This window comes from Dyadobacter beijingensis DSM 21582 (genome assembly GCF_000382205.1).
GTDB lineage: Bacteria > Bacteroidota > Bacteroidia > Cytophagales > Spirosomataceae > Dyadobacter > Dyadobacter beijingensis.
Genome location: NZ_KB907789.1, coordinates 1,138,193 through 1,162,530, shown reverse-complemented (window position 1 = coordinate 1,162,530; position 24,338 = coordinate 1,138,193). Strand labels below are relative to the sequence as shown.

20 protein-coding genes and 1 tRNA gene are annotated in these 24,338 nt (G+C 47.7%); 7 read left to right on the top strand and 14 right to left on the bottom strand.

All coding sequences use genetic code 11. The features are described from left to right. Nucleotides 1–100 precede the first annotated feature (100 nt). The 9 genes from H144_RS0123500 to H144_RS0123460 all read right to left on the bottom strand — a co-directional run bounded on the left by H144_RS0123500 (nt 101) and on the right by H144_RS0123460 (nt 10,077). Entirely contained in the window at nt 101–727 is a 627-nt protein-coding gene (locus H144_RS0123500; protein ID WP_019944565.1) for a hypothetical protein, read from the bottom strand. A 2-nt stretch (nt 728–729) separates the two neighbouring features. Beyond that, nucleotides 730–2,376, bottom strand: coding sequence for a SusD/RagB family nutrient-binding outer membrane lipoprotein (locus tag H144_RS0123495; RefSeq protein WP_026350939.1), 1,647 nt, complete (start codon nt 2,374–2,376; stop codon nt 730–732). A gap of 60 nt (nt 2,377–2,436) precedes the next feature. After that, entirely contained in the window at nt 2,437–5,637 is a 3,201-nt protein-coding gene (locus H144_RS0123490; protein WP_026350938.1) for a SusC/RagA family TonB-linked outer membrane protein, read from the bottom strand. A 22-nt stretch (nt 5,638–5,659) separates the two neighbouring features. After that, entirely contained in the window at nt 5,660–8,650 is a 2,991-nt protein-coding gene (locus tag H144_RS0123485) for a lantibiotic dehydratase (protein ID WP_169409422.1), read from the bottom strand. A 272-nt stretch (nt 8,651–8,922) separates the two neighbouring features. Then, nucleotides 8,923–9,108, bottom strand: coding sequence for a hypothetical protein (locus tag H144_RS0123480; protein ID WP_019944561.1), 186 nt, complete (start codon nt 9,106–9,108; stop codon nt 8,923–8,925). Between the two features lie 59 nt (nt 9,109–9,167). Continuing rightward, a complete protein-coding gene (locus H144_RS0123475) occupies nt 9,168–9,353 on the bottom strand; it encodes a hypothetical protein (protein WP_019944560.1) in 186 nt (61 codons plus the stop codon). A gap of 125 nt (nt 9,354–9,478) precedes the next feature. Next, on the bottom strand, nt 9,479–9,658 hold the full coding sequence (locus H144_RS0123470) for a hypothetical protein (RefSeq protein WP_019944559.1): 180 nt from the start codon (nt 9,656–9,658) through the stop codon (nt 9,479–9,481). A 101-nt stretch (nt 9,659–9,759) separates the two neighbouring features. Then, complete coding sequence (locus H144_RS34635; RefSeq protein ID WP_019944558.1) at nt 9,760–9,936, bottom strand: class I lanthipeptide; 177 nt, start codon at nt 9,934–9,936, stop codon at nt 9,760–9,762. A gap of 70 nt (nt 9,937–10,006) precedes the next feature. After that, nucleotides 10,007–10,077, bottom strand: a tRNA-Glu gene (locus H144_RS0123460). Nucleotides 10,078–10,280: 203 nt separating this feature from the next. Here H144_RS0123460 and H144_RS0123455 point away from each other — a divergent pair. Genes H144_RS0123455 through H144_RS0123425 form a run of 7 tightly spaced genes read left to right on the top strand, consistent with a single transcriptional unit; the run spans nt 10,281 to nt 20,055 of the window. Continuing rightward, nucleotides 10,281–12,686, top strand: coding sequence for a TonB-dependent receptor (locus H144_RS0123455; RefSeq protein ID WP_169409421.1), 2,406 nt, complete (start codon nt 10,281–10,283; stop codon nt 12,684–12,686). Then, on the top strand, nt 12,658–13,821 hold the full coding sequence (locus H144_RS0123450) for a lanthionine synthetase LanC family protein (RefSeq protein ID WP_019944556.1): 1,164 nt from the start codon (nt 12,658–12,660) through the stop codon (nt 13,819–13,821). The genes H144_RS0123455 and H144_RS0123450 overlap by 29 nt, the downstream gene beginning before the upstream one ends. A 28-nt stretch (nt 13,822–13,849) precedes the next feature. Beyond that, complete coding sequence (locus H144_RS0123445) at nt 13,850–15,073, top strand: lanthionine synthetase LanC family protein (RefSeq protein ID WP_169409420.1); 1,224 nt, start codon at nt 13,850–13,852, stop codon at nt 15,071–15,073. 3 nt (nt 15,074–15,076) lie between these two features. Then, entirely contained in the window at nt 15,077–15,985 is a 909-nt protein-coding gene (locus tag H144_RS0123440) for an LLM class flavin-dependent oxidoreductase (RefSeq protein ID WP_019944554.1), read from the top strand. A gap of 3 nt (nt 15,986–15,988) precedes the next feature. Then, complete coding sequence (locus tag H144_RS0123435; protein WP_019944553.1) at nt 15,989–17,044, top strand: hypothetical protein; 1,056 nt, start codon at nt 15,989–15,991, stop codon at nt 17,042–17,044. A gap of 19 nt (nt 17,045–17,063) precedes the next feature. Then, nucleotides 17,064–19,325, top strand: a complete 2,262-nt coding sequence (locus tag H144_RS0123430; RefSeq protein ID WP_026350937.1) for a peptidase domain-containing ABC transporter — start codon at nt 17,064–17,066, stop codon at nt 19,323–19,325. Nucleotides 19,326–19,329: 4 nt separating this feature from the next. Then, nucleotides 19,330–20,055 (top strand): HlyD family secretion protein, encoded by a 726-nt coding sequence (locus H144_RS0123425; RefSeq protein ID WP_019944551.1) that lies wholly within the window; start codon nt 19,330–19,332, stop codon nt 20,053–20,055. Nucleotides 20,056–20,091: 36 nt separating this feature from the next. Here H144_RS0123425 and H144_RS32415 read toward each other — a convergent pair whose 3' ends face one another. Genes H144_RS32415 through H144_RS0123400 form a run of 5 tightly spaced genes read right to left on the bottom strand, consistent with a single transcriptional unit; the run spans nt 20,092 to nt 24,283 of the window. Beyond that, on the bottom strand, nt 20,092–21,831 hold the full coding sequence (locus H144_RS32415; RefSeq protein WP_019944550.1) for a S41 family peptidase: 1,740 nt from the start codon (nt 21,829–21,831) through the stop codon (nt 20,092–20,094). A 57-nt stretch (nt 21,832–21,888) separates the two neighbouring features. After that, nucleotides 21,889–22,734, bottom strand: coding sequence for a DUF5694 domain-containing protein (locus H144_RS0123415; RefSeq protein WP_019944549.1), 846 nt, complete (start codon nt 22,732–22,734; stop codon nt 21,889–21,891). Nucleotides 22,735–22,779: 45 nt separating this feature from the next. Then, nucleotides 22,780–23,919: a radical SAM protein gene (locus tag H144_RS0123410; protein WP_084600003.1), complete on the bottom strand. Its 1,140-nt coding sequence runs from the start codon at nt 23,917–23,919 to the stop codon at nt 22,780–22,782. A 3-nt stretch (nt 23,920–23,922) separates the two neighbouring features. Next, nucleotides 23,923–24,078 (bottom strand): hypothetical protein, encoded by a 156-nt coding sequence (locus H144_RS34420; protein WP_019944547.1) that lies wholly within the window; start codon nt 24,076–24,078, stop codon nt 23,923–23,925. 7 nt (nt 24,079–24,085) lie between these two features. Next, nucleotides 24,086–24,283 carry a hypothetical protein gene (locus tag H144_RS0123400; protein ID WP_019944546.1) on the bottom strand — a complete coding sequence of 66 codons (198 nt, stop codon included), beginning with the start codon at nt 24,281–24,283 and terminating at the stop codon, nt 24,086–24,088. Nucleotides 24,284–24,338 lie beyond the last annotated feature (55 nt).

Below are 24,338 nucleotides of genomic sequence, written 5' to 3'. Positions count from 1 at the left end.
AAAGCCTTTCGTATCGAACGTATGGTCGCCTTTGGTGAGGCTGCGCAAAGGTATTCAGCGGGGAAAATAGAAGAATTGCATAAATCTGCTGCGCAGGACTTCATGGTTTGACCGCAATACGGTAGAAAAACGGGGAACTGTAAAACGCTCCGCCCGTAATATCGATCGCGGTGTTGGCGGCTGAAAAGGATTTGCCGTCGGTTAGTATCATCGTTCCTGTTATTTCGAAACGGTCCCCGGCCGCAATCTTCGTCAAATCCAACCCCACGGCTTCCAATGCTTCCTGCCCGGTGATAATCATGGTCGCCCTTGGATAGCCGGTCGAGGCATCCAAAGCGTAGGACGAAGCCGGGATAGACCGAAAGGCCTTGCCGGATACCGGATTGACGCCGTTATCAGGCGTATTGTCGACAAAACTGATCACAAGCCGATAGGACTCAAATAAGGAACCCTTATTTTGCGTAACAGCTTCATGGAGGCATTCCATTTTTGTTCCCTTCATATTGCCGACGCTGAACGAAAAGCTGGATGCGGTCACCGGGTAGGGTGAGACAATGCGCATATACCCTCCCGATTCAAGCGCGAATTCATCGATCCGGTCGTTTTCGAGCGGAGAGTCGCAGCCGCCTATCAGCATCATCAGGCCGAAAATGAGTAGCGAATGCAGGATGCCTTTGATGTTCAGCGACAGCCCGCATTGTCTGGGGTTCGGTGTATGTGTTGTCATGATTATTTGAAAATTTGAGCAGGATTATTATCCCAGAAAACTGCCTGTGCAGCATTGGATTTCTGCACCGCGTTGGCATTCCGGGTTACAAAGGAAGTCGGGTAGTAGAACGATCTGGCAAAGCCGCCCGGATTAACCTGCAGGGCGGGTTGCATGTTGGAAGGCATTCCTGTTCTTCGATAAAGGTTGTACGCTTCAACGCCATTGCCGTATAGCGCCAGCCAGTATTCCGTTGCGATGATGTTCAGCCGGGCATGGTCCGTCGCGGCCGCGTCGTACGCTTTCAGTACCAGATTAATATAACTGGTCACCTCATCGGCCCACACAATTTGTTTCGCTGTTTCAAATTCTGCGATTTTCGCATTTTCAATGGTAGCCAGGGCAAAGCTCCGTATGTCGGCCATCGACTTTTCGATCGCACTTTTCAACAATTCGCGTGGGATGCCGCCGGTACCCAGTGTAAGCGCCGCCTCGGCCAGCATGAAATCGACGTACGACCGCAGCATGATCGGGTGGATCCCTGCCCCTCCGGCGCCGGCGCCCAGCGAAACTGCCCGCCCGGCATCATTGTCGTACAGCCCGCCAGCGGGATACAGCCCCCAGGCAGTCCTGAGTAACCCGTCCGGTGGCATACTTTCGTCATTTAAGTGATCGCGGCCCCAATAACCGACGGGGGTAGGCAGGCAATAGACATCAGAAGCGGAATAATGTGCCGGTTTCCGGTCGTTTATACATCTTAATGCGTTGACGTCCGTTGGATTGGCAATCGTTTGCCGGTAAAAATAGTAGCGGATCCGCGGATCAGGAAAACTCTTGGACGCGTATAGCGCCGCCATATAATGGTTGGCCTGATAGTCGCCACCGCCACTTGGCGAATACTGGTCGGCGTAGCGTGGGTGACGGGTATCCGGGTTGGTCAGGTTCGAACCAAATTTGAATTGGAAGTTTTGGCCACTGGCGGCAATCAATCGGCCATCCGCTATTAAACCGGCGATACCCGCCGTAGCCTTCGCTTTGTTAGTCAGTCTTAAGTTCAGCAATGCTTTTAGTTTCAGTGAATTGGCAGCAGAGATCCAGTTTGCCGCATTACCGGCATAGTACAGGTCCCCGGGCGCGCCAGACCGCGGCGTCATCTCAAAGTTGGCGATCGCCTCGTCCAGTATCGTTAAAGCCGCTTCGTACACCGATGCCCCCGGGTCGGTCCTGGGGTTAAAATTGACTATATCAAGCGCCTCGCTGTAAGGAATGTCGCCGAAGCCGTCGACCAGGTTCAGCAGGACCGAGGCTTTGATGGTACGGGCAATGCCGGCATGGATAAAGAATCCGGACGTTTCGGCGATCGGGATCAGTGTTTTAACATCGGTCATGATGTTGGCGTAGGCATTCGTCCAGGCGATGTCAAATGTTCCGGGGGACACTGCATTGTCATAAAAAGCCGTCCCCTGGTTGAGCATTCGCGTCAGGCGCATTCCCGAATCACCCATCTGGTTGAAATGCGAAGCATAGTCCAATTCGATCCGGTTGAGAAGATAATGCATGTCTGTATTGCTGACATTGACCGCATTGGGGTTGTCCAGCAAATCCAGTGAGCATGAGCTTGCAAGAAGCGACAGTACGGCCAGCAAGCATGTTTTTGTGGTACGTAACATATAGTGTCATGTTTTGGAACAGATTTCGCTGGACCAAGCGGCGAAGACCCGTTCGTATGCTTAAAAGCTAAGCCTGAGGGTGGCGCCATACCGCCTTGCGCTGGGTCCCGTCAGGTATTCGAAACCCAGGCCATTGCCGACGCCCAGTCCCAGATTATCGGTGTCGAAATGGAGGCCGTCGGGGAAATGGACCGCCTTGTACCAAAGGTTGTTTCCGGTGAGGGAAACAGAGGCTCTCTTTATTCTAAGCTTGCTTACGATGGTTGCCGGCAATTGGTAGGATAGGGAAAGTTCCTGCAACCGGATCGTCGTGCCATCATAAATCCGGCCCTCGTCCGCGGAAAAATAAATGTTGTTAAAGGCGACATCCGAAGCCGTAACCTGGGAGTTGTTCGGTGCGCCGTCTGCCTTTACGCCGGGAATGATAAAGGTCTGAGCACGGTCGTAACCATTTTTGAGCCCGGTATCTGTCAGCAGGCCGCGTCCCATCAGCACGCCGGCCGCAGACGAGTAGATCGCGCCGCCATGCCGGTAGGATACCATGACATCCAGGCTTATTCCCTTAAATGTCAGGGTATTCGCCAGGCTGGTGGTGAATGCAGGGTTGGGATCCCCCAGGATAACCGGTGTTGTCGTGGCCTGAACATAGCCGTTGCTTCCGATGAGTAGCCGGCCATTTTCGTCACGTCGGAAACCGGTGCCCTTGATCACGTTGAATGGTTTTCCTTTCATGGCATAGTTACCAAGCCCTGCCCCGATGCCTGCAATCTGCACCTCTTCCAATGTCTGGCCCAGGTCGAGGACCTTCGGGAGGATACGTGCGTATACGAGGTTCAGGTCCCAGGAGAATGCCCCGCGTTTGACAGGGGTCGCGCTCAGGCTGAGTTCTATTCCTTCGTTGCGGATCTTGCCGATGTTGATGGTCGTGGAAGTAAAGCCGCTGGATGCATCGAGCGGAGAATTGGTTATCAGATTCCTCGTATTTCTGCGGAATACCGTCAGGTCGAAAGACAAACTGTTGTGAAACATCCTGCCTTCCATGCCAGCCTCGTATTCGGTATGCAGTTCCGGCCTGAGATTGGGGTTGCCCAGGTAATTATTAACGGAATGGGTCTGAATGGAAGCCCTGCTGCTGCTGAGAAACGCCCTGGCATTTTGGTCCAGCGTATTCCTGGTGCTATAAGGTGAAGGAAAGCCCGCAGACGTACCCACACCGATCCTTAATTTCAGGAAATTGAGAAAATCGGATTCCATCACCTTGTAGGCAGAAGTTGGAACGAACGATAAGCTGGCCGAGGGATAAAAAATCCTCCGGTTGGCGATTTCCACCGTCGATGTCCAGTCGTTTCGTCCCGCGACATTCAGGAAGATCACATTTCCGAAATCTGCCGTGACTTCTCCGAAAATACCCATCCGCGTTTCCTCCCATTCCGAATCGGAAGCCGAATTGTCGATAAAGTTATCGTGCCGGAAAAGGCTTCTGGCGAGCTGGTTTTGGCTGGTGGTAACTTTGCCTTCATGCAGGTCATTTCGCATGTTTGCACCTGCCTTGACCGAAAAGGAAAGGTTATCGCTGATGGTTTTGGCGTAGGTCAGGATCAGGCTGTTATCCCAAATTCTGTTACTGATGTCAAAAGTGGAGTAAAAGCCGTTGACGAAAGTTACCCCGCCTTTGTTGAGCATATACCGTTGATTTTCGGTATAAGTGTCCATCCCGACCTTGTAGATCAGGTTAAAGTCCGTCGCAAGCTGGTAGTTAAACAGCGTGGAAGCAAAGACGCGGTTAATCACGCTGGTCGTCTTGTAGTTTTTTAAAACCCACCGCGGGTTTGGAACGTCGTTGTTGCTGCGGAAATATACCGTTCCCCCGGTTACCGGATTTTCGAACGGCCAGCCCATCAGGTCGACTTGCCTCGGCGTGAACAGGACATTGGCCATGACGGAAGGGAAATCGAGGGCATTGTTTCCGTCGCCGCCGCTTAACGGAGGTGCGTATTGGTCTGTATTGACAAAATTAAAAGAGCTGATCACATGAAGCTTTTTGCTCAGCTGTGCATTTAGCCCGAGCCCCAGATTAAGCCGTTTCAGCCCGTTTTCCGGTATGTATCCCTGCTCGGTGTTATAACCGGCTGACATGTTGAAGCCTGCTTTCTCTCCCCCAGCCGATATATTCAGCGAGGTATTGGAGATTTTTCCTGTCCGGAAAAAATCCTTCACGTTATCGGGAAATACCTGCATTTGATAGGGACTTACCGAAGCCACGTAGGCGGCCATCGCATCCCGCAGTCCTCCCGAGGTGGTAAGGAACGCGTAAGGATGGGTGGTCAGTGCCGGATTGGCGTTTTGCGAAGGATAGGTAGCGGCCTCTTGCAGGGATGGGCCCCAGTTACTTAAAAAATAGCCGAGGTTTTGCTGAAATCCGCCCACATAGTCGTTCTGGTACCGCGGAAGATGTGCTTTGTTGGCGAATACGGATTGCGTAATGGCGTATTCGGCAGGACGGGCTTTTTTGCTGCCGTTTTTCGTCGTGACCAGTATGACCCCGTTCCTGCCCTGATCTCCGTAGGTAACGGTGGCCGCCAGCCCCTTCAGAACAGTGACTTTCTCGACATTGTTGGGATCAATATCCAGGAACCGGCTCGATGCCGACTGTCCTCCGCCGGTGAACCCGCCCCGGGAATTGGTGCTGGAATTAAATGGTATGCCGTCGACTACGAACAATGGTTGATTGGAGCCGGTGATGGAAGAGTAGCCCCTGATCGTCATATTGGTGCCTGTGCCGGAAACGCCCGATACGGAGGTAATATTCAATCCCGCGACCTTACCCTGCAATATCCTTCCGATGTCCGCTTGCGGCCGGTCTTGTATCGCCTTCTGGTCAATCGTGGTGACGGCATAGCCCAATGCCCGTTTTTCCCGGGCAATCCCCTGCGCGGTGACGATCACTTCTTCTAGATTCCTGTCGTCAGGCAGCAGCGCAACCGTAATTACATTCCGGTTGCCGACCTCGATTTCCTGCGTGGCTGTTCCCACGAAGCTAAATACCAGCGTAGCAGCACCTGCCGGGATGCCGATGGAATAAGTGCCGTCCGAGCCGGTGTTGGTGCCCGCGCCGGTGCCTTTGACCACCACGGAAACACCCGCAAGGTCGCCCCCATCGTCGGCCGCTGTTACTTTGCCGGTAATCTTTCTTTGCTGAGCCGATGCCCCAGGCCAGCATGAGCATGCCAAAAGCAGCCCCAAGAGTAGATTTTTCCTCATATGCTTCATGCTTTCACGCACTTTAAACTATTTCAGCAGCATAGTGTTTCACGCTTTTGGCGCGGGCAAGTTGCGACTCGTAATATTTGGACAAATAATGATAGATCACCAGCTCCTGCATTCTTGGCTCGGCAATGAGCAGTCTGATCGAAGTCATATGAATATGGCTGTAAAGCAGGCGCTCCTTTTGGGCGAGGGGCAAATGCAGGTTGTCCAGAACAGCCCTGTTCATGCCGGACCGGGTTTGGAAATATGTGGCAGCGTGCTTCACCACAGGCTGATCCTTTTCCGGGTTCAGAATATTTTCGATTAAATGCCTGTTTTCCCTGTATTTCTGGTTCAGGTTATGTTTTAGTTTGTCGTTCCCGGAAAACTCTTTGAAGTAGTTTTGGGACATGAACAGCATTACGTCATGCCGCTCTTTTAAATCGAGCGAGAAATCCGAAAATAGCATGTCGATGCTGCGCAGGGTAAAGAGCCAGCGATACTTTTCACCTTCCTCGCCCTCAATCAGATTGAGAAAGTTGATGGCTGCGAGACTGTCGTGATAGAAGAGCAATTCGCTCATTTCCATCGTTTCTGCACCATACCGCTCTATTTCCTGGTTATAAGTATCTACCTGAAATTTGTGCACTTCCCGGTTTTCAATGGAAACCTGCAATGCCTGATTCAGTCTCATGAGAATTTCCGGCCAGAAATTCGCCTTTTTACTATGAAACCTGATCCTGATATGGTCCTCCGGATCGGCGTAACGAAGGAAAAACCATTTGTCGATTGTTTCGTTTTCAATGAGCTCCTTACACAAGGGCCGGATCAGGGAAGTAAGGATTTTATCCGCTGTTTTGGTGCCGGCGTAAATCTTTACGTATAACCACTCACTTCCAATGGTGTATTTTCTTTTTCCCCCGATTACCGGATTTTTTTGAATGCCTGGTGCCGACGTTTTTTCTTTCCGTGTGAGTATGGAAAAGATGATTTCATTGCAGTACCTGTTGCCATGATTGTCTTTTAAAATGCAGTTTTCAGGTGTTTGCAAAAATTCAACCAATTTAATATCACCTTTTGACAGATATCCTTTTAAAACAGCCAATGCATTTTCAGACTCAGTATCAATTAAAAGCTGATTGTCACCTTGTGCCAGCAGCACAAACCTGGGGACATTGTACTCGTCCTTAAATTTCTTGAATGCTTTAAATATATCCCCTGATACATCAAAATGTTCCTTTTTTAAAGTCCATTGAGACTTCCTCAGAATAATGTTTTTATATTGAATGCGGGGAATATATATTTCTTCCTGATCAATAGCGGATGCCCAGGCAAATGGCTGGGTTAATTGCTGAAATTGTAAATCACAAAGAAATTTGTACACAGGCAGCCCTTTCGCAAAATTGTGCGCATTGGTAAGTGCAGGCAGAACTTCTTGATTTAATTTTTTGCTTCTCAATACAACTCGGTCTCCCGACACGGAAACCATTAAATCGCTGATTGGTATTTGAAATTCTTCTGCAACAGAAGACTGGCCCAGATATGGAATTTCATATTTGAATGTATGTGGTCTCATTAAAATATTGCCGATCCTGGATTGCGGCAGGTGAACAATCTCTGCAATAATCTTATGAGTCGAATTTTCTTCATAGCGGCAGGTGCTGCTCAATTCATCGGATATACTTTCGGAATCAAGCCCAAACCTTGCCAGGATATTATTGGATGATTTACCACCCAGCACAGTGAGGTCGAATACGAAATTATTTTCATCCAGCGACTCGCCATTGCTTGTCAGGAGCGTGCCAAATGCCTGCATACTTGGCGGAAAATTCAAGGGATTGCTGTCTTTTTCTACCAATGATTGCAAATCACTATCATTGATCAATATGACTGATTCTTTGCTTTTTTTCGCGTGCTGAATTTTCTGATAAATAAATCTATTCCTGTCCGACCAGTCCATGGATGGTGTTTTTTTCCTCTCGGGCAGGCTCAGATTATCCAGTAAGGGCATATGGTTTGATATTCTTCTTGAACTAATACCATATCCGATTCCGGATTCATTATCCAGGGCAATCGCCAGCGGGATTTCTTCGCCCTCATAGCGGGCCGTGAAATTGGTAATGAATGTGTCGAGATCTTCGTTTTTTGCTTTGAAATTAACCTTCAATAATTCCAAAACCTGCGCTGAGAGTGTTTCTTTAATTTTCGCACTTATTTTAAGGTTCGTGTCGTCGAAAAAAAGGTCGGTCTGAACCAAATCCTTTCCGGATGTATTAGGAAATGACTTGATGATTTTGTGATGCAGTTCAACGTAATGAGATACCGACCGTTTGTCATTGTCCAGTGTGTCGTTAATATCGTTGAGGAAGGCAAGGTACTTTTCCGCGGCAGGGATTTTTGCGAGCCTTTCCAGCAAATAGTTAAAAAAGGATTGACCTGTAAGCGTAGGTTCCAGATCACTGACCAGGATCTGGCTATCGATTAGGTTATTGATAAACTGGGTTGCTGTAATTGAATCTAGTTCATTGTCCATGCAAGCGGCCAGCTCAGATATGAATGCGCCACCGGTAGCCCGCTCGACCACCAGATCGATCAGGTAATTTTTCTTTATCCGGCAGGAGGAGTAGTTCCTCTTTTTATTTTTAAGCCTGTATTCCACCAGACGAAGGTTTTCGCCAAGCCTGTACATGCTGCTATTCGGTTTGTAAATCAGATATGGCCTAATCTCCTCATCCTGAGCAATAAATATAGCTATCTCGGCCAGGTAGTTCATGTCCAGGCGAGAGCGCTTGCGGATATTTTCATTGTTGACGCGAAAGCTGGTGTGTTCCAAATCGTGGAACGATCCCATCGAGCAACCCGAAAAGAGGCCGTAGGGTGTGCTTCGCATACACATGCGTGTATAGTATTTGTACAGGCTTGTCGCCAGCTTGATATCATTATCCGTCTGCGATTCAGGCAGTTTTAGCCATTTGACGAGTTCCTGGTAAAGGTCGGTGGATGCCGTGTAGATGGCTTCCTGGAACAATGGTGCGGAGAATGTCTCCCTCATAAAAGGGATGAGGTAGTTATGCCCTTTCTCTTGCACCAGGTTTTGTGAAGCCATCAGCTGGTCAATGGAAAGGAGGGGTTTTCTCAGAAGAAAGCGGTCTTTGAAATCGATGCCAGTCATTGCGAACAGAACTATTGTTTAGGTAATCTCACCAGAAAAAGAATTTCAGCCGGACTTTAAATGGCGTACACGGTCGTGCATTACGAATCGAGCCAGGTGCTGTAAGCGGCACCTGGCTCGAATGTGGATTAACAGGAGTGATTCTGGCAGGAACAGGCACCCTGACCGGTTCCGGCTTCCAGATCGACAGATCCTCCGGCCAGGTTTTCCAGTTGATCTTCATCCAGTTCATTGAGTTTTTCTTTCGCAACATCAATGATTTTTTTTCTTGTTTCGTCTGCGTTTTCCGATGGATTTGCGTTTTCGTCTTTCATGATCGTAAAAGTTAAAGTGTTAAAGTTAGATATGTATTTAAATGAAATTCATTAGGCTATTAGTTGCAGGAGTGGCGGTCGCAGCTACATCCAACCCAGCTGCCATCTTCTACGTCGACGCTACCACCCGATAGCTTTTCGAGCTGTTCGTCATCCAGTTCACTCAGCCTTTCCTTGGCTACTTCAATAATTTTGTCTTTGTCTTCTTCCGGATTTCCCGATTGGTTTAAATTCTCGTCTTTCATGATCCTGAATAGTTTATGTTTAAAAAAATGTTTGCAGCCTGTAAAGGAATCGAACCTTTGTTTTTCATGGTAATGAATGCCTTTCCACTAGACGAACGGGTTATTGTTCCGCAATCCGAATAAATTTATATTGTCTGACAAACCGTTTGACAAGAGCAGGCACTCATGGTCGTTTGTTCATTGTCATTAGCACCTCCCGAAAGTTTTTCCAGCTGATCGTCGTCCAGCTCGGCAAGCCTTTCCTTTGCTATTTCGATCGACTTGATTTTTGATTCTTCCGGCAGGTTTTGATTTTTATCTTTCATGATCGAAGCAATTTATTTTTTGACTGATACATGTTCCTGAAACTTTATTGGTTACCTACATATTTTACGATGCAGGTAACCAATGAAAGTAGTGCTTTTGATTAGCATGAGTGATTTTGGCAGGAACAAGCTCCCTGACCGGTTCCAGCTTCGAGATCGACGGCTCCTCCTGCAAGTTTCTCCAATTGGTCGTCATCCAGTTCGGTGATTTTTTCTTTTGCAACTTCGATCAATTTCTTAGTTGTTTCTTCTGCTGGTTTTTGATTTTCGTCTTTCATGATTGAAAAAGTTTTGTTTGAAAAGTTAGGAATCACATTTAAAGCCGGTGTAATCTTTTTTAAATGTTTGTAATCTGTAAAGGATTCGAACCTCTGTTTTTTCATCGAAAATGAAACGTCCTACCGCTAGACCAACAGACCATTGTATTTGCGTCGTAAATCATGTTTGCAAACTAAATGTCCAGCCACCGGTTAGGAAAATTTTTGCGACGAACGGCAATACATGAACGAATTGCCGTTCGTCGCAAAAAAGAGGACGTTAATCGCTTAAAATTGATATGGTCGCGTATAGCAGGTAGAATTGCTATGTTGTTTTTGACTTAATAACTAAAATGAAGAGCGGTATGGGAAGATATTTGGTTTTCATCGCTGCGTTTCTGGTAAACGCATTGTCTGTAAATGCGCAGACCGGATCGATCAAAGGTCACGCTATCGACGGGAGCCGTCAAGCTCCTGTGGAGTTTGCTTCTGTTACACTTTACACTTCCGGAGACACCAGCCTGGTGCAGGGAACGCTGACAGATACCTCGGGCTATTTCGAAATTGCCAACGTGAAGTCCGGCGTATATATCATCACCGTTACCTCCATCGAATATCAGAAGGTATTCAGAGGGCCCATTCAGGTGGACGCGGAACACGCAGTGGCCGATTTGGGGAATGTGACTATGACTACCGATCAGAAATTGCTTAGCGAAGTTGTCGTCAAGGGTGCCAGGCCACTGGTAGAGCAAAAACCGAACGGAATTGTCGTGAATCTCGAAAACAGCATCCTGTCAAAAGGCCGGAGCGGAACAGAGCTGCTGGGCGTGGTGCCGCTGGTTAACGTAGGCATGAGCGGCGGAATTTCCGTGCGTGGTAAGACCAATGTGCTGGTATTGATAGACAACAAGCCCTATTATGGCGAAACATTGACCATGATGCTTTCGAATATGAAATCGGAAGATGTCGTCAAAATAGAGGTGAACACAAACCCGTCGGCCAAGTACGATGCGGCAGCTTCCGGCGGGGTGATCAACATTATTACAAGAAAAGCAACACAAAACGGATTTACCGGGCAGTTCGACGGCCGGGTTTCTCAGGGTGAAAGGCTTCGGTGGAGCCCACGGCTGAACCTGGGATACCGGTACGACAAATTTTCGATGTTCGTGAACCTGGGTTACAGCTATTACGATGGAAAAAACAACCAGCATCTGACGAATTTGTACCGGTCGGATAACCAGTTATTTAAGAACGACGGTATCCATAATTACAAGAGAAATACGGTGCCGGTAAGCGCAGGAGTTTCCTATAATTTAAACAAGGCCAATACGGTAGGCTTTACATTCGACAATACCCATGACAAGCGGACCGACAATATCGGCGAGACCGCGGAGTTTTTCCTGGTAAACGAAGCCAGCCCGCTGCTGAACGGTACTGTGAGTAAAACGCTGGGGGAAAGTAAAAATCACCTCTACAATTACAGCGGCTACTACGAAGGGAAGTACAGCAAAAGCAGTTTGAATTTTATCGGCACATTCAGCAAATACAACAGTTCAAGCCTGTCCGACATTTTTTACTACGACTTTGACGCCAATCGTGCCAGGCTTGAAGACAGCGACACCCGCATCAACACTGCGAATGGCGCGGATATCAAACTCCTGGTTTCTCAGCTGGATTACAATTACGATATAAGTGATAAAACCTCACTGGAAGTAGGCGTGAAAGGGATGTATACCCGTTCCGACAATTCGATCGACCAGTTCCAGATCCAGAATGGTGTGGAGGCACCGATAGAAAATCCGTTTGCGCGATCGGGATATGAGGAAACGATTTTGGCCGGATACCTTGCCTTTTCGCAGGAAATCGGAAAAATAAAGCTTAACGGCGGGATCCGTGCGGAGCAGACCAAATCGGATGTTCAGCATGTGGGAAAAAGGGACTTTCTGAATTTCTTTCCCTCATTTTTGATCCATAGCAAACCGTCGGATAATTATCAATGGGCCCTTTCTTTCAGCAGAAAAATCAATCGTCCCGCATTTTCTATCCTGATCCCATTTGTGGCCTATTCCGGAAAGTATGCCATCCGGCAGGGCAATCCTGCGCTTACACCGCAGTATAACAACAACCTGGAATTCACGCAGACCTTTAAGCAGCTGAACGTCATCCTGGGATACACGCATGTTAAAAATGCGATGTTCGACATTCCCAAGATTAATGACGAGACGAAGGTGACTACGTTTTTGTACCAGAATATGGATAGCCAGGACCAGTACTCGATCTCCCTGGTATTCCCTTTCCATCCTTTAAAGCAAGTGAACAGCAGCGTGACATTGTATGGCGGCTACACGGTTTTGAACGATGCCGGATTGAACCAAAACGTGGCTTTCAACAACGCCGCATGGAGTGGCTACGGGCAGATGATCAACACGATCAGCTTGCCGAACCATTGGAAAGGAGAGGTTTTGTTTTACTATCAAACGCCGAGGCTCGAAGGCATCGACAGACTGAAAAGTACTTCGAGCCTTGATTTTGGTATCGGCAGACAGATTTTCAATCAGCATGGCAATATCAAGCTGAGTGTTTCCGATGTTTTCCGCCAAAGAAGGTGGAGAGGAACGTCGCATTACGGAAATGTAAATATGACGGTCAATAATTTCTATGACACCCGCCGGGTACAGCTCTCGTTCAGCTACAATTTCGGGAAGCAAACAGTGAAGAAAATCAAAGAAAAATCAATGGGCAATGAAGATCAGAGAGGCAGAATGTACTAGTGAGGTGATCGACGACATCCGCACCGCCCTTGATCGGAATGCATTCCATTTAAAATATGCGGGTTATGGCAGCGGGTTGCTGAGTGTCGCATTATTCTATTCCTACTATTCCAAATTCAGGAATGATGAAAAGTATGCGTCGCTCGCGATCGAATATGTTGAAAAAAGTATTAACGCGATTTCATTGAAATTATACGATGATAAAATATTCTACTTCAGAGAGATTATTGAAATAGGCTTATTTGTTCAGTTTGTTAAAAATGAAGGCTTGCTCACGCGGATCGATGCAGCGATATTAGACAAGCTGGACAAGCAGATTGGTGTTTTCATGCGGGTGAAAATACAGGAGGGAGAATTGAATCACTTTGGTGCGATGTTCGCCGGGGAGTATTTCCTAACGAGAGTACAAGTGAATCCGCAGACGGCCGATCATTTAACAGACCTGGTAGATGCATTTGAAAAGTTTGCGATCAAAGATGAAAAAGGGTACTCCTGGAAATGGCCGTTTGCAAAGAGAGATGGAATTTATCTGGGAATGGTTTGCGGTTCATCAAGGGTGATCACATTGTTATCGGCGATTTATGAGAACAATATCCGTCCGGGCGACTGTCACCATATCATCGACCAGGCAACGGACTTCCTCCTTCACCATGAACAAAAGCCGGATCCGGGCTATTTTCCGGCAAAGGCAGGAAGCATGGACAAGGCTAATGCGCTGCTGGACGGAGATTTGTCCGTTGCATGCGGCTTATGGAATGCCTGGAAGGTTACAAAAAGGGAAGATGTAAAGAATGCCGTCGACCGGACTTTGGATCTTTGCTGCATCAGGCATATGCTTGACGATTGTGGGGTAAGCGATGCCAGTATTTTATATGGCACTACCGGACTGGCGCTTCGATTTGATTGGCTGTACACCGCAACAGGGGAGGAGAAACTGCGAAGCACCGCGGATTTTTGGTATGCGGAATCTATCCGGCAGAGAAAATTCGACAACGAAACGGCCGGGTTTATGGCCAGGTACAATCAAGGCTACCTATCCACCAACATTGCTTTTCATGAAGGAATTGCAGGAATAGGGATCGGTTTGATGTGTTTTTTGGACAAAGACTTGCCACTACCGACCATGCTCATTTAGGAAAACTTTAAAAGACAATAACATGATCTTGGACCCAATTGCAAAAACAGAAGCATATTCCTCGACCGAATTGATTCATCTGGTCGATCATAAAATCGGTTTAAATGCGACAAAAGGTGACGGACTTTATGCCGGCGAGCTGGGTATCGTATTGTTTTACCTGCATGCATTCCTTCTGGAAGGCGATGTGAAATTTAAAAACAAAGCCTTAAAGAAACTGAACGAAGTCATTGAAAGAATAGGAACACCTTCGGGGCTGACAGGTTCCATTTCTTTATCAGCCGGGTTTACGGGGCTGGGCTGGGTGCTGTTCCTGCTAAAAAAATACGAATTGATCGGCGCCGAGTACGACGATTTTAAGACAGAGCTGGACGAGCGGATCTACAAAAGGGCTTTGCTGGAAATTGGTCATCACAACTTTGACTACATGCATGGTGCGTTAGGCGCGCTGACTTATCTGTGCGAGGGTGACGTCGCAAACCAAACCGTAAGGGAGCATATTACTGCCCTGGCGCAGGGACTGTTAAGCAGCAGACCAGCCGGGATAGATTATATCAAAAACGAATACATCTACCGAAAGCTCAAATTCACTGTCGAAGATGATCTGAATTTTGGTCTCGTCCACGGGCTTCCGGGCATTTTGCTAGGGTTGCTGGGCGTGTACGAAAAGGGGTTGCTCCAAAACGAAATCCGCGATGCCGTTGAGCGGGGTGTGGGTTACATGCTCTCCCTGGCGAAATTCGAAAATGAGGAGGACCTTGACAAGAGCATTTTTCCTACCAATCAAATGCTGTCGTTACCGGCGGAAGACCCTCAGAATGTGGGGTTTTATACATACAGAATGGGATGGTGCTATGGAGATCTGAATCAGGTCATGTTGCTTTACCGCGCAGGCAGTGTGCTCGGCAATCCCGGCTGGATTTCGATAGCCGGCAGGTTGGGAAGCAGGTGCTTAAAGAGAAAAACGCAGACTGAGACATGGGTAGACAACCCGCATTTATGTCACGGATCCAGCAGCCTTGCGCTGATATTTCAGCATCTGAAACAGTTTGATCATGAGATGTATGCAGGCTACGAGGGTGGTGTCGCTTTTTGGGAGAATGAGACTGAGAAATATCAGGACAAGATACTTCACGACGACGCAGCGACGGATGTATCCTTTTTGAGTGGTTTGTCGGGTATCGCGCTGGCGCGGTTTGCGCTGGAAGATCCTCAATATAACGAGTGGCAAAAAATCATGTTACTGTATTGAGCTATGAAAAACGTAAGGTTAGGACTCCTGGACTTTGGCTTGCGGGGCGGCACCACCAATAGCCTGCAAATACTCAGCGATTTGGTGGAGTACGCTCAGCATGCGGATCAATTGGGTTTTGCAAGAATATGGCTCGCCGAGCATTACTACGGTCATAAAACACACGCCTGGACTACCCCCGAACCGCTCATTGGTGTGCTTGCCTCCGCCACCAAAAACATCCGGATAGGGACGGCCGGTATTTTACTGTCTATCCATCAGCCCTTTCATATCGCTGCGCGGTTCAAGTTGCTCAACAGCCTGTTCAGCAACCGGATCGATCTCGGCGTGGTAAACGGGCGTGTCAGTGACAAAGTGAAGGCGTATGCGCTGGAAGACAGTTCAAAAGATATCAAAGCAGGTTTCGATAAGTCCCTGGACGAGTTACTGTTTTTTTTGAGAAATGAGGATGAGCTCTTTGATGATGGCGACGGAATCGTTTTGCCTCCCTATAAAGCTGCCGTGCCGGAATTGTGGGGAATGAGCGGTTCATTGAACGGGTTAGACCGTACGCTGCGGAAAGAAATGAATTTCTCCCGCTCGTTATTTCACAAGGGAGCCGACCTGGAACCGCATAAAGAGCTGATGCAGGCATTCAAAGAGCGGTATCAGGCTTCATTCGGATATGCCCCCAAAATTAATCTGGCCATTTCAGGCGTGTGCCTGGAAGGATATAAGCCTGGCAGGAATGATCAGTTCAGTGAAAAGGAGCATCCGGAGCACTGTCACATGGGCTGCCCCGATCGGTTTTATGATGTAATAGCCAATTATCAGGAAACTTTCGGAGTAGATGAATTCATATTTACGGACCTGTTGACCTCGCATTCAGACAGAATGAAAAGTCTGGAACAAATCCAAAAGAGATTTAACTGAACCATGGAAGCAAGCGGCATCATCGGTCTTTCGGAAAAACTGGCGGGATCTTTTGTCTCCGGCGAGCAAAGCGAGCTGCTGGAATTCGAAAGAAAAACGCGCATTAATCGCCTTGACAAGAACGAAATTTACCGGTTTCTGGGAGAAGAGCCCGGAAGAATGGCGGTGGAGGTCGTTGACAGGTATTCCGAGGCAGTGAACGTGGCCCGAACGAAGTCGTGGAAGTTTTCGCTGGGCTATTTCGAACGGGCGGATGCGGGGCTGGCATTGCTCACGGGAAATGCACATTTATACGCGAGGCTGTTTTACCATTCGGGCTGGTCTTTTTTCTATTATTCAAAAGGCGTATATGCCAAAGCGGTAGCGCATCTGAACCAAGGTCTGGAACTATCCGAACGCCTCGAAAATCAGGGAGCCGCTTTCCTGGCATTCAGGAGAATATTGGATCAGATTCCTAATCTGGCTAAAATTCACTTGCAGGACGGTCGGGTCTGCCAGGCGCTTGAACTGCACAACGGAATTTTGAAAGCGCTGGTTTACAACGACTATACCTCCCTGCCCGGAAAGTGGCAAACTGGCATGTTTGATCACGATGGTTATTCCAGGCAGCGGGGTATCGACGATGTCATGCTGAATACGACTAAAACGATTTTGGCACATTCCCAAAGAGCAGAAGAACGGGCCTTGTATGAAGTCATTTTCAGGGATATAGGTCATTTTGAAATTTCGAACGACCATCTTGAAGTAATCGGAAGATTTATTTCCCTGAAACGGTCATTCTTCGCGCAGGCGCACGACGCATTCTTATCCAAACTGAATGAGTTCCTGGTATTGCCTATGGATACCTGTTTTGACCTGTTAAAACTGGCCGTGATCGCCAACTATCTGGATCTTGCCCGGAAAAACATGAAAGGGGAAAGCCTTCGGCGGGTTTGTGAAAAAGTAGACGATTACATATCCTTTCACCTGCATCCTCAGCCTTCCGAACGATTCCTTATTCTACTGATATACAAAGAGTTTCCTTACTTAAAACAAAGCAATCAGCCTGCATTCATTTAGCCACTTACTCCAAAAGCATATGAAAAACAAATATAAATTTTTTCGCCAACTGGACTACATGGATTGTGGGCCAACTTGTCTGAGGATGGTTACTGCATTTTATGGCAAAGACTATTCCCTCGATTTTTTCAGGGCCAATGCGCACATCGGGAAGAACGGCGTAAGCCTGAACGGCCTCTGCCAGGCTGCGGAGAAAATCGGTATCAAAACGCTGCCCGTCAAGCTGAGCTACGAACAGCTGGCCACGGAGGTGCCGCTGCCATGTATACTTCACTGGAACCAGGAGCATTATGTTGTTTTATATGATGTGAAGGAAAAGAACTTATTCCGCAAAGAAAGCGTCCTGATCGTTGCGGACCCGGGCCACGGGCTGGTGAAGGTGGATAAAAAGGTCTTTATGCGGAGCTGGGCGAGTTCCCACGATGAAAAAGGCGTGGCGCTTTTACTGGAACCCACACCGGAATTTTATGATCGCGCCGAGGAGCACAAGCAAACGCCGATCGGGTTCAAATTCCTCTTTCAATATCTCAGGCCCTACAAACGATATCTCGTGCAGATATTTCTGGGCATGTTGCTGGGCAGCCTGATCAGCGTATTGTTCCCGTTTTTGACACAAAGCCTGGTCGACTACGGCATACAGCTGCAAAACTATAATTTTATCCACCTGGTATTGTTTTCCCAGCTATTGCTCTTTTTAGGAAATATCGGGGTCGATATGATTCGAAACTGGATTTTGCTGCACGTCAATACCCGGCTCAGTGTTTCGATTATTTCCAACTTCCTGACGAAGCTCATGAAGCTGCCCATTAATTTTTTCGAATCGAAAAACGTCGGGGACATATCGCAGCGCATCAATGACCACCATCGGATAGAGGAGTTCCTGACGGGTTCGACTTTAAATACGCTGTTCTCGATGGTCAACCTGCTCGTGTTCTCGGTGGTGCTTTCGACCTATAACATTTCACTTCTGGGAATCTTTTTTATCGGGAGTATCATATCGGTGAGCTGGGTTTTTGTTTTTCTGAACCGCCGGAAAAACCTGGACTATATGCGGTTCCAACGGCTGCGGGAAAATCAGAACAGCATTTACGAACTGATTACCGGAATGCAGGAGATCAAGCTCAACAACTGCGAACAGGCCCGGAGATGGGAATGGGAAAGGATTCAGGCCAAGTTGTTTAAAATAAGTGTCGAAAGCCTTTCATTGGAACAATACCAGGAAATAGGCGCCAACTGTATTACGCAGATCAAGAATATCCTGATCTCGTACCTGGCTGCCAAATTGGTGATGGAACAGCAGATTACCCTGGGAGCCATGCTGAGTATCTCCTACATCATCGGGCAAATGAACGGTCCGCTGAACCAGATCATGAACTTCGTCAAGAAAGTGCAGGATGCAAAAATCAGCTTGGACCGCCTGGGTGAAATACACAACAAGCCGAATGAGGAATTGGACGAGGAGTACCATATGCAGGGAGGCCATATGGACGATGCAGAGGACCTGGATATCCTGAAACTGAACAGTTTGGAAAGTGATACCAAAGGCATTGTGCTGAACGACGTCTCATTCAGGTATGGAAGCAGTACTTCCCCCCTGATTCTGAAAAATGTTTCGATGCATATTCCCAAGGGAAAAGTGACGGCGATCGTGGGTTCCAGCGGCAGCGGGAAAACAACATTGCTGAAATTGCTCCTGAGGTTCTACCCACTGTCGTCCGGGCAGATCACGGTGGATGGAGAGGACCTCGACCAGATCTCTGCCAAAGCGTGGCGGAAAGAGTGCGGTACCGTGATGCAGGACGGGTTTATTTTCTCGGACACCATTGCCAGGAATATCGCTGTCGACGGCCAGCGTATTTTGGAGTCAAGAATGAAAAGAGCGATCCACGTAGCGAATTTGCAGGATTACATCAAAAAGCTTCCACTTGGATTTACCACGAGGATCGGTAACACGGGCGCAGGGATCAGCGGTGGCCAGCGTCAACGGCTGTTTATAGCACGGGCAGTTTACAAAGATCCGAAATACATGTTTTTCGATGAAGCAACCAGCGCGCTGGATGCCAACAACGAAAAGGTCATTATGGAGAACCTGGATGAATTTTTCAAAGGAAAAACAGTTGTGGTGATTGCACACAGGTTAAGTACCGTGAAAAACGCCGATCAGATTGTGGTGCTGCATAACGGTGAAATCCGTGAAGTGGGAACACACCAGGAGCTGACTGCCAAAAAGGGATATTATTTTGAACTAGTTAAAAATCAATTGGAGCTCGGAGCTGCCTAAAACTATGGAAACAAAAGATACAAACTCGGAATACGAAAGAGTGAGTGACGAAATTCAGGACATCATCGGCCAGATACCGCCGTGGATTGTCCGGTGGGGCATCTCTGCGCTGTTTGGTGTCGTGATCGTCATTCTCATCATAGCGGCCAACATTTCCTTTCCTGACATTATCATCGGAGAAAGCCAGTTGCAGGCCAAAGAGAAGCCGCGCAGGGTCAGCTGGTTTGTATCCAACCCCGGCGACGACTATTCGCCCCTGGTGAAGGAAGGGCAGCAAGTGAAGGCCGGCGACAGCCTGGTAGTGGAGAAAGGGTCTTTGAAAAGAACCTATTTTCGGTCGACGATCGCCGGTACCGTCTCATTCTCCCAGGGTTACAAGGAAAATGCCGATAAGCGGACGATATGGGTTGTTCCCGATATCAAAAACTACGAAGTTCTGGTCAAGATTCCTGTTAAGAATTCAGGGAAGGTCAAGGTAGGGCAGGAGGTAAAGATAAGCCTCGACGAGTTTTCGCAGAACGAATTCGGCTTTATTGTCGGGAAGATCGTTTCAGTACTGCCGGTGAAAATAGAAGGCCAGTACCGTGTGAATGTCGAGCTGGTCAACGGACTTGTCACCAATACGGGCTACAAACTGGAAAAGCAGCCGACATTTGTAGGAAAAGCAGAGATCATATTAGACGAAAAAAGCATACTGAACCGGATTTTTGGAGGACTGTTTGACGCGTAGCTGACGGAAACCTGAGCCGGTAGAAGGCTATTGAAATTATCGGCTCCCGTCGATAATTTCAATAGCCTTTTCCATTAACTCGTCACGATCTTCCGTGATACCTTGAATGGTAGGAGTGATCCGGATGTCGGGAATGATGCCGACGCGCTGCGTTTGCCGGCCATCGGGATAAAATACCCCGACAGCACTGATATAGGTCATCAGATTACCCGGGAAATAGATAGGGGACGTGTTGCCATCCGCGCCGGCAGTGGTACTTCCGATCACTTTGACTTTCGGAGCGGTCCGGAATGCCATGGCGGTATATTCGGCAGCGCTCTGGGTGAGTTCATTGATCAAAATCACAACCTGTCCCTTGAAATAATCCGCGTTATCCGCGCCGATCTCAATGGGGCTTGCGAATTCAAAAAGGCCGGGCTCGGTCAGTTTCGCAACGGAATACTTTACAAATTTCCGGGGAGCGGGAAGTAAAGAATTTGAGAATGTATCCACCAGATCGTCACTGGGGTAGCACCTGAGATCGATGATCAAACCCCTGGATTTAAGGATTTCCGGCGTGATTTTCGGCAGGTAGCGGTTCTTGAATGAGCCCGGATACAGATAGGAAATGTCCGGCCGGATCATTCGGAAGCAAGTGTCTTTCCGTTGATTTTTCCGCGGCACCGGCATGGTTTTCAGGTCATAACTTTTGAGCGTCAGTCTCCCGGTTTCGTGGCCGCGTTGGTAATCGACGACAATCAGGGAATCGTTGGTCCGCAAAAGCCTGGCGGCGATTTTACGCAGCTGTGTAGGATAGTTGGAAGCCGGCGTCACCGGAAGAGACCCGCGGATAATTTCCGTAACCGCCGTTCCGTTGATTTTTTGGAGTATATCCCCCTTTTTCAGCCCCGACTTCGCACCCAGTACTTTATGGTAATATCCCGTCACAACGGCTTCATTTTCTACGAATGAAACATCGACCGCTGCATTTCTATCACCGAAATAGTTGTTCAGCACCGGGTCGCCCTGCATATCCGCATGCGTGTCGTTGATCCGCGCAATGAGTTTCAATGCGGTTAGTTTGTACTGTATCTCATCGGGGGCATTGAGGAACTTGGGGATAAATTCGGGTAGGACATCGTTCCAGTTTCCGTCTATCAGGTTTCTGTATGGAAAATAATACTGGATCGTATTCCAGTAACGGAACAGGGCCAGCAAACGAAACCCGGCGTCCGGGTAGTGCATTGCTTCGTAAGGGTTTTCGTTTTTAAATTCCGGATTTTCCTCCTCCGTGTTTCCAATGTAGTAGTGCTCCCCGGTCCTTTCGGCGTTTTTAACGGCCGTTAGCCGGGATTTTAGTTTGTCATGAAAACCGGAAGACTGAATCCAGTTTAAATCAGGATGAAGTGCAATTTGACCGCGTTGTGTCTCAGTATATTTTTGTTCTTCGAAAGGGCCCAGGCTGTCGATCCAGGACAACAGCAATGCTTGTTTTGCCGGCTTGCTGCCTGCTTCCCGATATTTGATCAGTATCCTGAACAGTTCATAATCCCAGTTATATTGACCTCTGGCTACGGCGGGGTGGTGGTACTTTAAAAAACCCCAGATTTTACCGAGTTCGGCCAGCTCGTTGCCCGGGATTTTCTGCAACTGTTCCCGGGTGAGCGTCGAGCCGCTATCAAACTCTTGATCGTCTTCCGCTTTTGCCAATGGCTTTGCTAATGTTTTAGACGCAGTGATCTGCGAAAATGAAAAGTTGCTTACCAGGACGAAAGCAACAACTATCAACTGTTTCATAAGACTTCCATTTATAATTGGCTTCTGCTCATGAGCCCGGTCAAGCCATAGCAGTGGTTACAACTTGCTAAACTCAACGAATTCGTAGGCGGGGGAGCTTTCAACCAATTGTCTTAAAACAGATGCATGCCCGTTTCCAAATATCACCAGTATCCGATCCTCATTGCTCTGGGTGATCTGCTGTAATTTCCTGAAAATGCGGAGGTTCCTGTTATACCACCAAATGGAAAGAATATCCGCACCCCGATGGTCTTCCAGTTTGAAATTACCGATCAGATAACTGCCGAACCCCAGCTTATGGACTTCTTCTGAATTCATATATTTGAAATAATCCAGAAGGGTGAGCTTTGCGGCCAGTTTATCATCATAGCTGTACCAGTTCTGGTACATGGTTACGAACTCGTCATTGGTTTTTACATTGTATTCTTCAAAAAATGCCTGAAAATATGCAGAATCGATCTTTACCAAATCTTTGTCAAAAGATTCGGAATCAATGCTGTACAATGTATCCAGGTTGAGTTCACTGGCGATCCGCATAGCCAGCTGATACCTTTCGTCCCTTTGATCTGAAAATTCCCCTTTCTTATAGCTATTCAGTTTCCTGGTAGCTTCCCATTCGGGAAATGCTTCAATGGCAATTTTTGTAGGTTTGAATTTCTTGATATAGTTGACCAGTTCGGTAACTTCCGATTTCTTTGGCTCAGTCAATACATCAATCTGATCGCTCTTTTGCACTTTGGCCATGTCCTTGTTAGGGTAATCGAAATGAAACGATCCGGCGATGAGCACCTTGGCCCGTTGCTTTGGGAAAAAGGCCAATGGGCGTTTAATTTCCTCCGGCCTTTGTGCAAGCAAAACGGCCGTGTTCAGCAGAAATATGATCAGGCAGGATAGTAATTTCATATTCGGTACCGTTTTAATGCGTCGTCTCAATGAATGCTGCATTCCTCAAAGTTTTTCCAGCCCGGCTTCCAGTATTGTTTCGTCGGATAGCTCATCCATGATGGCATGCTGTACGTGCACGATGATTTTTTTCAGGTCTTCGCAGTATACCGAAGGGTTGTTAAAGTGTCGGGCAACGCTGTACCGATGAGGCAGAAAGCCACCACCGCAGACATAGGCTACCGGGCATTTCCGGCATTCGGGGGCAAGCCGTTGATGGCTTTGATGGTACAGGTTCATTAACGGCGAACCAAGTGCCTGTCCGAAGGAATGCGTTTTCAGGTGGTAACTTTCTTTGGTAAAAGCATCGCCGCATATCTTCATCGCGTCGACGGTTTCTATGCTTCCGTCCGTTTCGATCACGAGATAGTCGTTGGTTTCCTGGCCCAGCATGTCAAATCCCTGGCCCAGGCCGAGACAGTTTACAATGATCTGGGTGAGGAAACGTATATTGGGCTTCGATTCGTCGACGTCGTAAAACCAGGTATCAAATAGTTTTATCCACCATTCGGCATATCCTTTCTGCCTGGGTTTGTTGCTGTGGTGGTGATGTGGGAGGAGAAAGTCGATATTGGAAGCCCTGGTGCTTTTAATGAATGAATAAATCTCTTCGGGGTCGGTTTCGGGGTTCTGAACGCCGAGCAGCGCAAAGGGATAATTGTTTTTCCAGCAAATTTCCAGGCCATTCATTACGGCCAGGAAGCTTCCTCTTCCCTTGTGGTCTTTCCTGTGCAGGTCGTTGATTTTTTCGGGGCCGTCAATGCTGATCCCCAGTGATACTTTATGCTTGCGGAAGACGTTAATCCACGCATCATTGAGCAATATTCCATTGCTCTGAATGGCGTAATGGATATGGGTTGCGTTTCCGATTTCCGCAGAAATGTGTGTGAGTAGTTCGTCAAATTTCGAAACGGGCATGAGCGTTGGCTCACCCCCGTGAAGGATCAGCTGAAAGTTAGGAACGGAATGCTGAGAGAAGTAAATTTTGAGCCTGGCAATCAACTCATTAATGGTTGATTCATCCATGAACTTGGGTTGTTTTAAAAAACTCAGATCTCCATGGCTGTACATATAGCAATAGGTGCAATCCAGATTACACCTACTGCTAATTTTTAAAATTAACCCTTTCAGTAAATGCCCATTCATCGCCTAGTTTTTTTCATCATCGAGTCTTTCACTCATTATCTCTACCCAGCCGCCGTGAATATTTTCACCAATGATTTTGTTGGCTCCCTTGCTAATTTCATCCAGGGCTTTTTTAGCTCCCTTTTTTTTACCAAACAGTTTTTTGTCGTCTTTTCCCATGATCGTATTATTTTAGGTTGTCTAATAACATACTCGCTTTTTGCCAGATAGTGGTGTATTCAAATTCATAAACAGGCCGCGTGGGTTCTCTGTCACCACCTCTCAATACAGACGCGTCCTGAGATTCAAGGATTTCGAGCCTTTGCGGATTGGTGGTGTCATTCTGCAAGGATTTGACCATAAGTTCATCGATAGAAAGTCTCATATGTATCAGGATTTATGTGAGCTGAACAAAACAACATCAAATGGATTCGAACGTC

What these genes read in the sequence shown, in the direction of transcription:
- H144_RS0123455 (WP_169409421.1), top strand. Translation starts at nt 10,281, where the DNA reads ATGGGAAGATATTTGGTTTTCATCGCTGCGTTTCTGGTAAACGCATTG.
- H144_RS0123430 (WP_026350937.1), top strand. Translation starts at nt 17,064, where the DNA reads ATGAAAAACAAATATAAATTTTTTCGCCAACTGGACTACATGGATTGT.
- H144_RS34420 (WP_019944547.1), bottom strand. Translation starts at nt 24,078, where the DNA reads ATGGGAAAAGACGACAAAAAACTGTTTGGTAAAAAAAAGGGAGCTAAA.
- H144_RS0123415 (WP_019944549.1), bottom strand. Translation starts at nt 22,734, where the DNA reads ATGAAATTACTATCCTGCCTGATCATATTTCTGCTGAACACGGCCGTT.
- H144_RS0123480 (WP_019944561.1), bottom strand. Translation starts at nt 9,108, where the DNA reads ATGAAAGACGAAAACGCAAATCCATCGGAAAACGCAGACGAAACAAGA.
- H144_RS0123410 (WP_084600003.1), bottom strand. Translation starts at nt 23,919, where the DNA reads ATGAATGGGCATTTACTGAAAGGGTTAATTTTAAAAATTAGCAGTAGG.
- H144_RS0123425 (WP_019944551.1), top strand. Translation starts at nt 19,330, where the DNA reads ATGGAAACAAAAGATACAAACTCGGAATACGAAAGAGTGAGTGACGAA.
- H144_RS0123495 (WP_026350939.1), bottom strand. Translation starts at nt 2,376, where the DNA reads ATGTTACGTACCACAAAAACATGCTTGCTGGCCGTACTGTCGCTTCTT.
- H144_RS0123500 (WP_019944565.1), bottom strand. Translation starts at nt 727, where the DNA reads ATGACAACACATACACCGAACCCCAGACAATGCGGGCTGTCGCTGAAC.
- H144_RS0123490 (WP_026350938.1), bottom strand. Translation starts at nt 5,637, where the DNA reads ATGAGGAAAAATCTACTCTTGGGGCTGCTTTTGGCATGCTCATGCTGG.
- H144_RS0123450 (WP_019944556.1), top strand. Translation starts at nt 12,658, where the DNA reads ATGAAGATCAGAGAGGCAGAATGTACTAGTGAGGTGATCGACGACATC.
- H144_RS0123435 (WP_019944553.1), top strand. Translation starts at nt 15,989, where the DNA reads ATGGAAGCAAGCGGCATCATCGGTCTTTCGGAAAAACTGGCGGGATCT.
- H144_RS32415 (WP_019944550.1), bottom strand. Translation starts at nt 21,831, where the DNA reads ATGAAACAGTTGATAGTTGTTGCTTTCGTCCTGGTAAGCAACTTTTCA.
- H144_RS0123475 (WP_019944560.1), bottom strand. Translation starts at nt 9,353, where the DNA reads ATGAAAGACGAGAATTTAAACCAATCGGGAAATCCGGAAGAAGACAAA.
- H144_RS34635 (WP_019944558.1), bottom strand. Translation starts at nt 9,936, where the DNA reads ATGAAAGACGAAAATCAAAAACCAGCAGAAGAAACAACTAAGAAATTG.
- H144_RS0123400 (WP_019944546.1), bottom strand. Translation starts at nt 24,283, where the DNA reads ATGAGACTTTCTATCGATGAACTTATGGTCAAATCCTTGCAGAATGAC.
- H144_RS0123440 (WP_019944554.1), top strand. Translation starts at nt 15,077, where the DNA reads ATGAAAAACGTAAGGTTAGGACTCCTGGACTTTGGCTTGCGGGGCGGC.
- H144_RS0123470 (WP_019944559.1), bottom strand. Translation starts at nt 9,658, where the DNA reads ATGAAAGATAAAAATCAAAACCTGCCGGAAGAATCAAAAATCAAGTCG.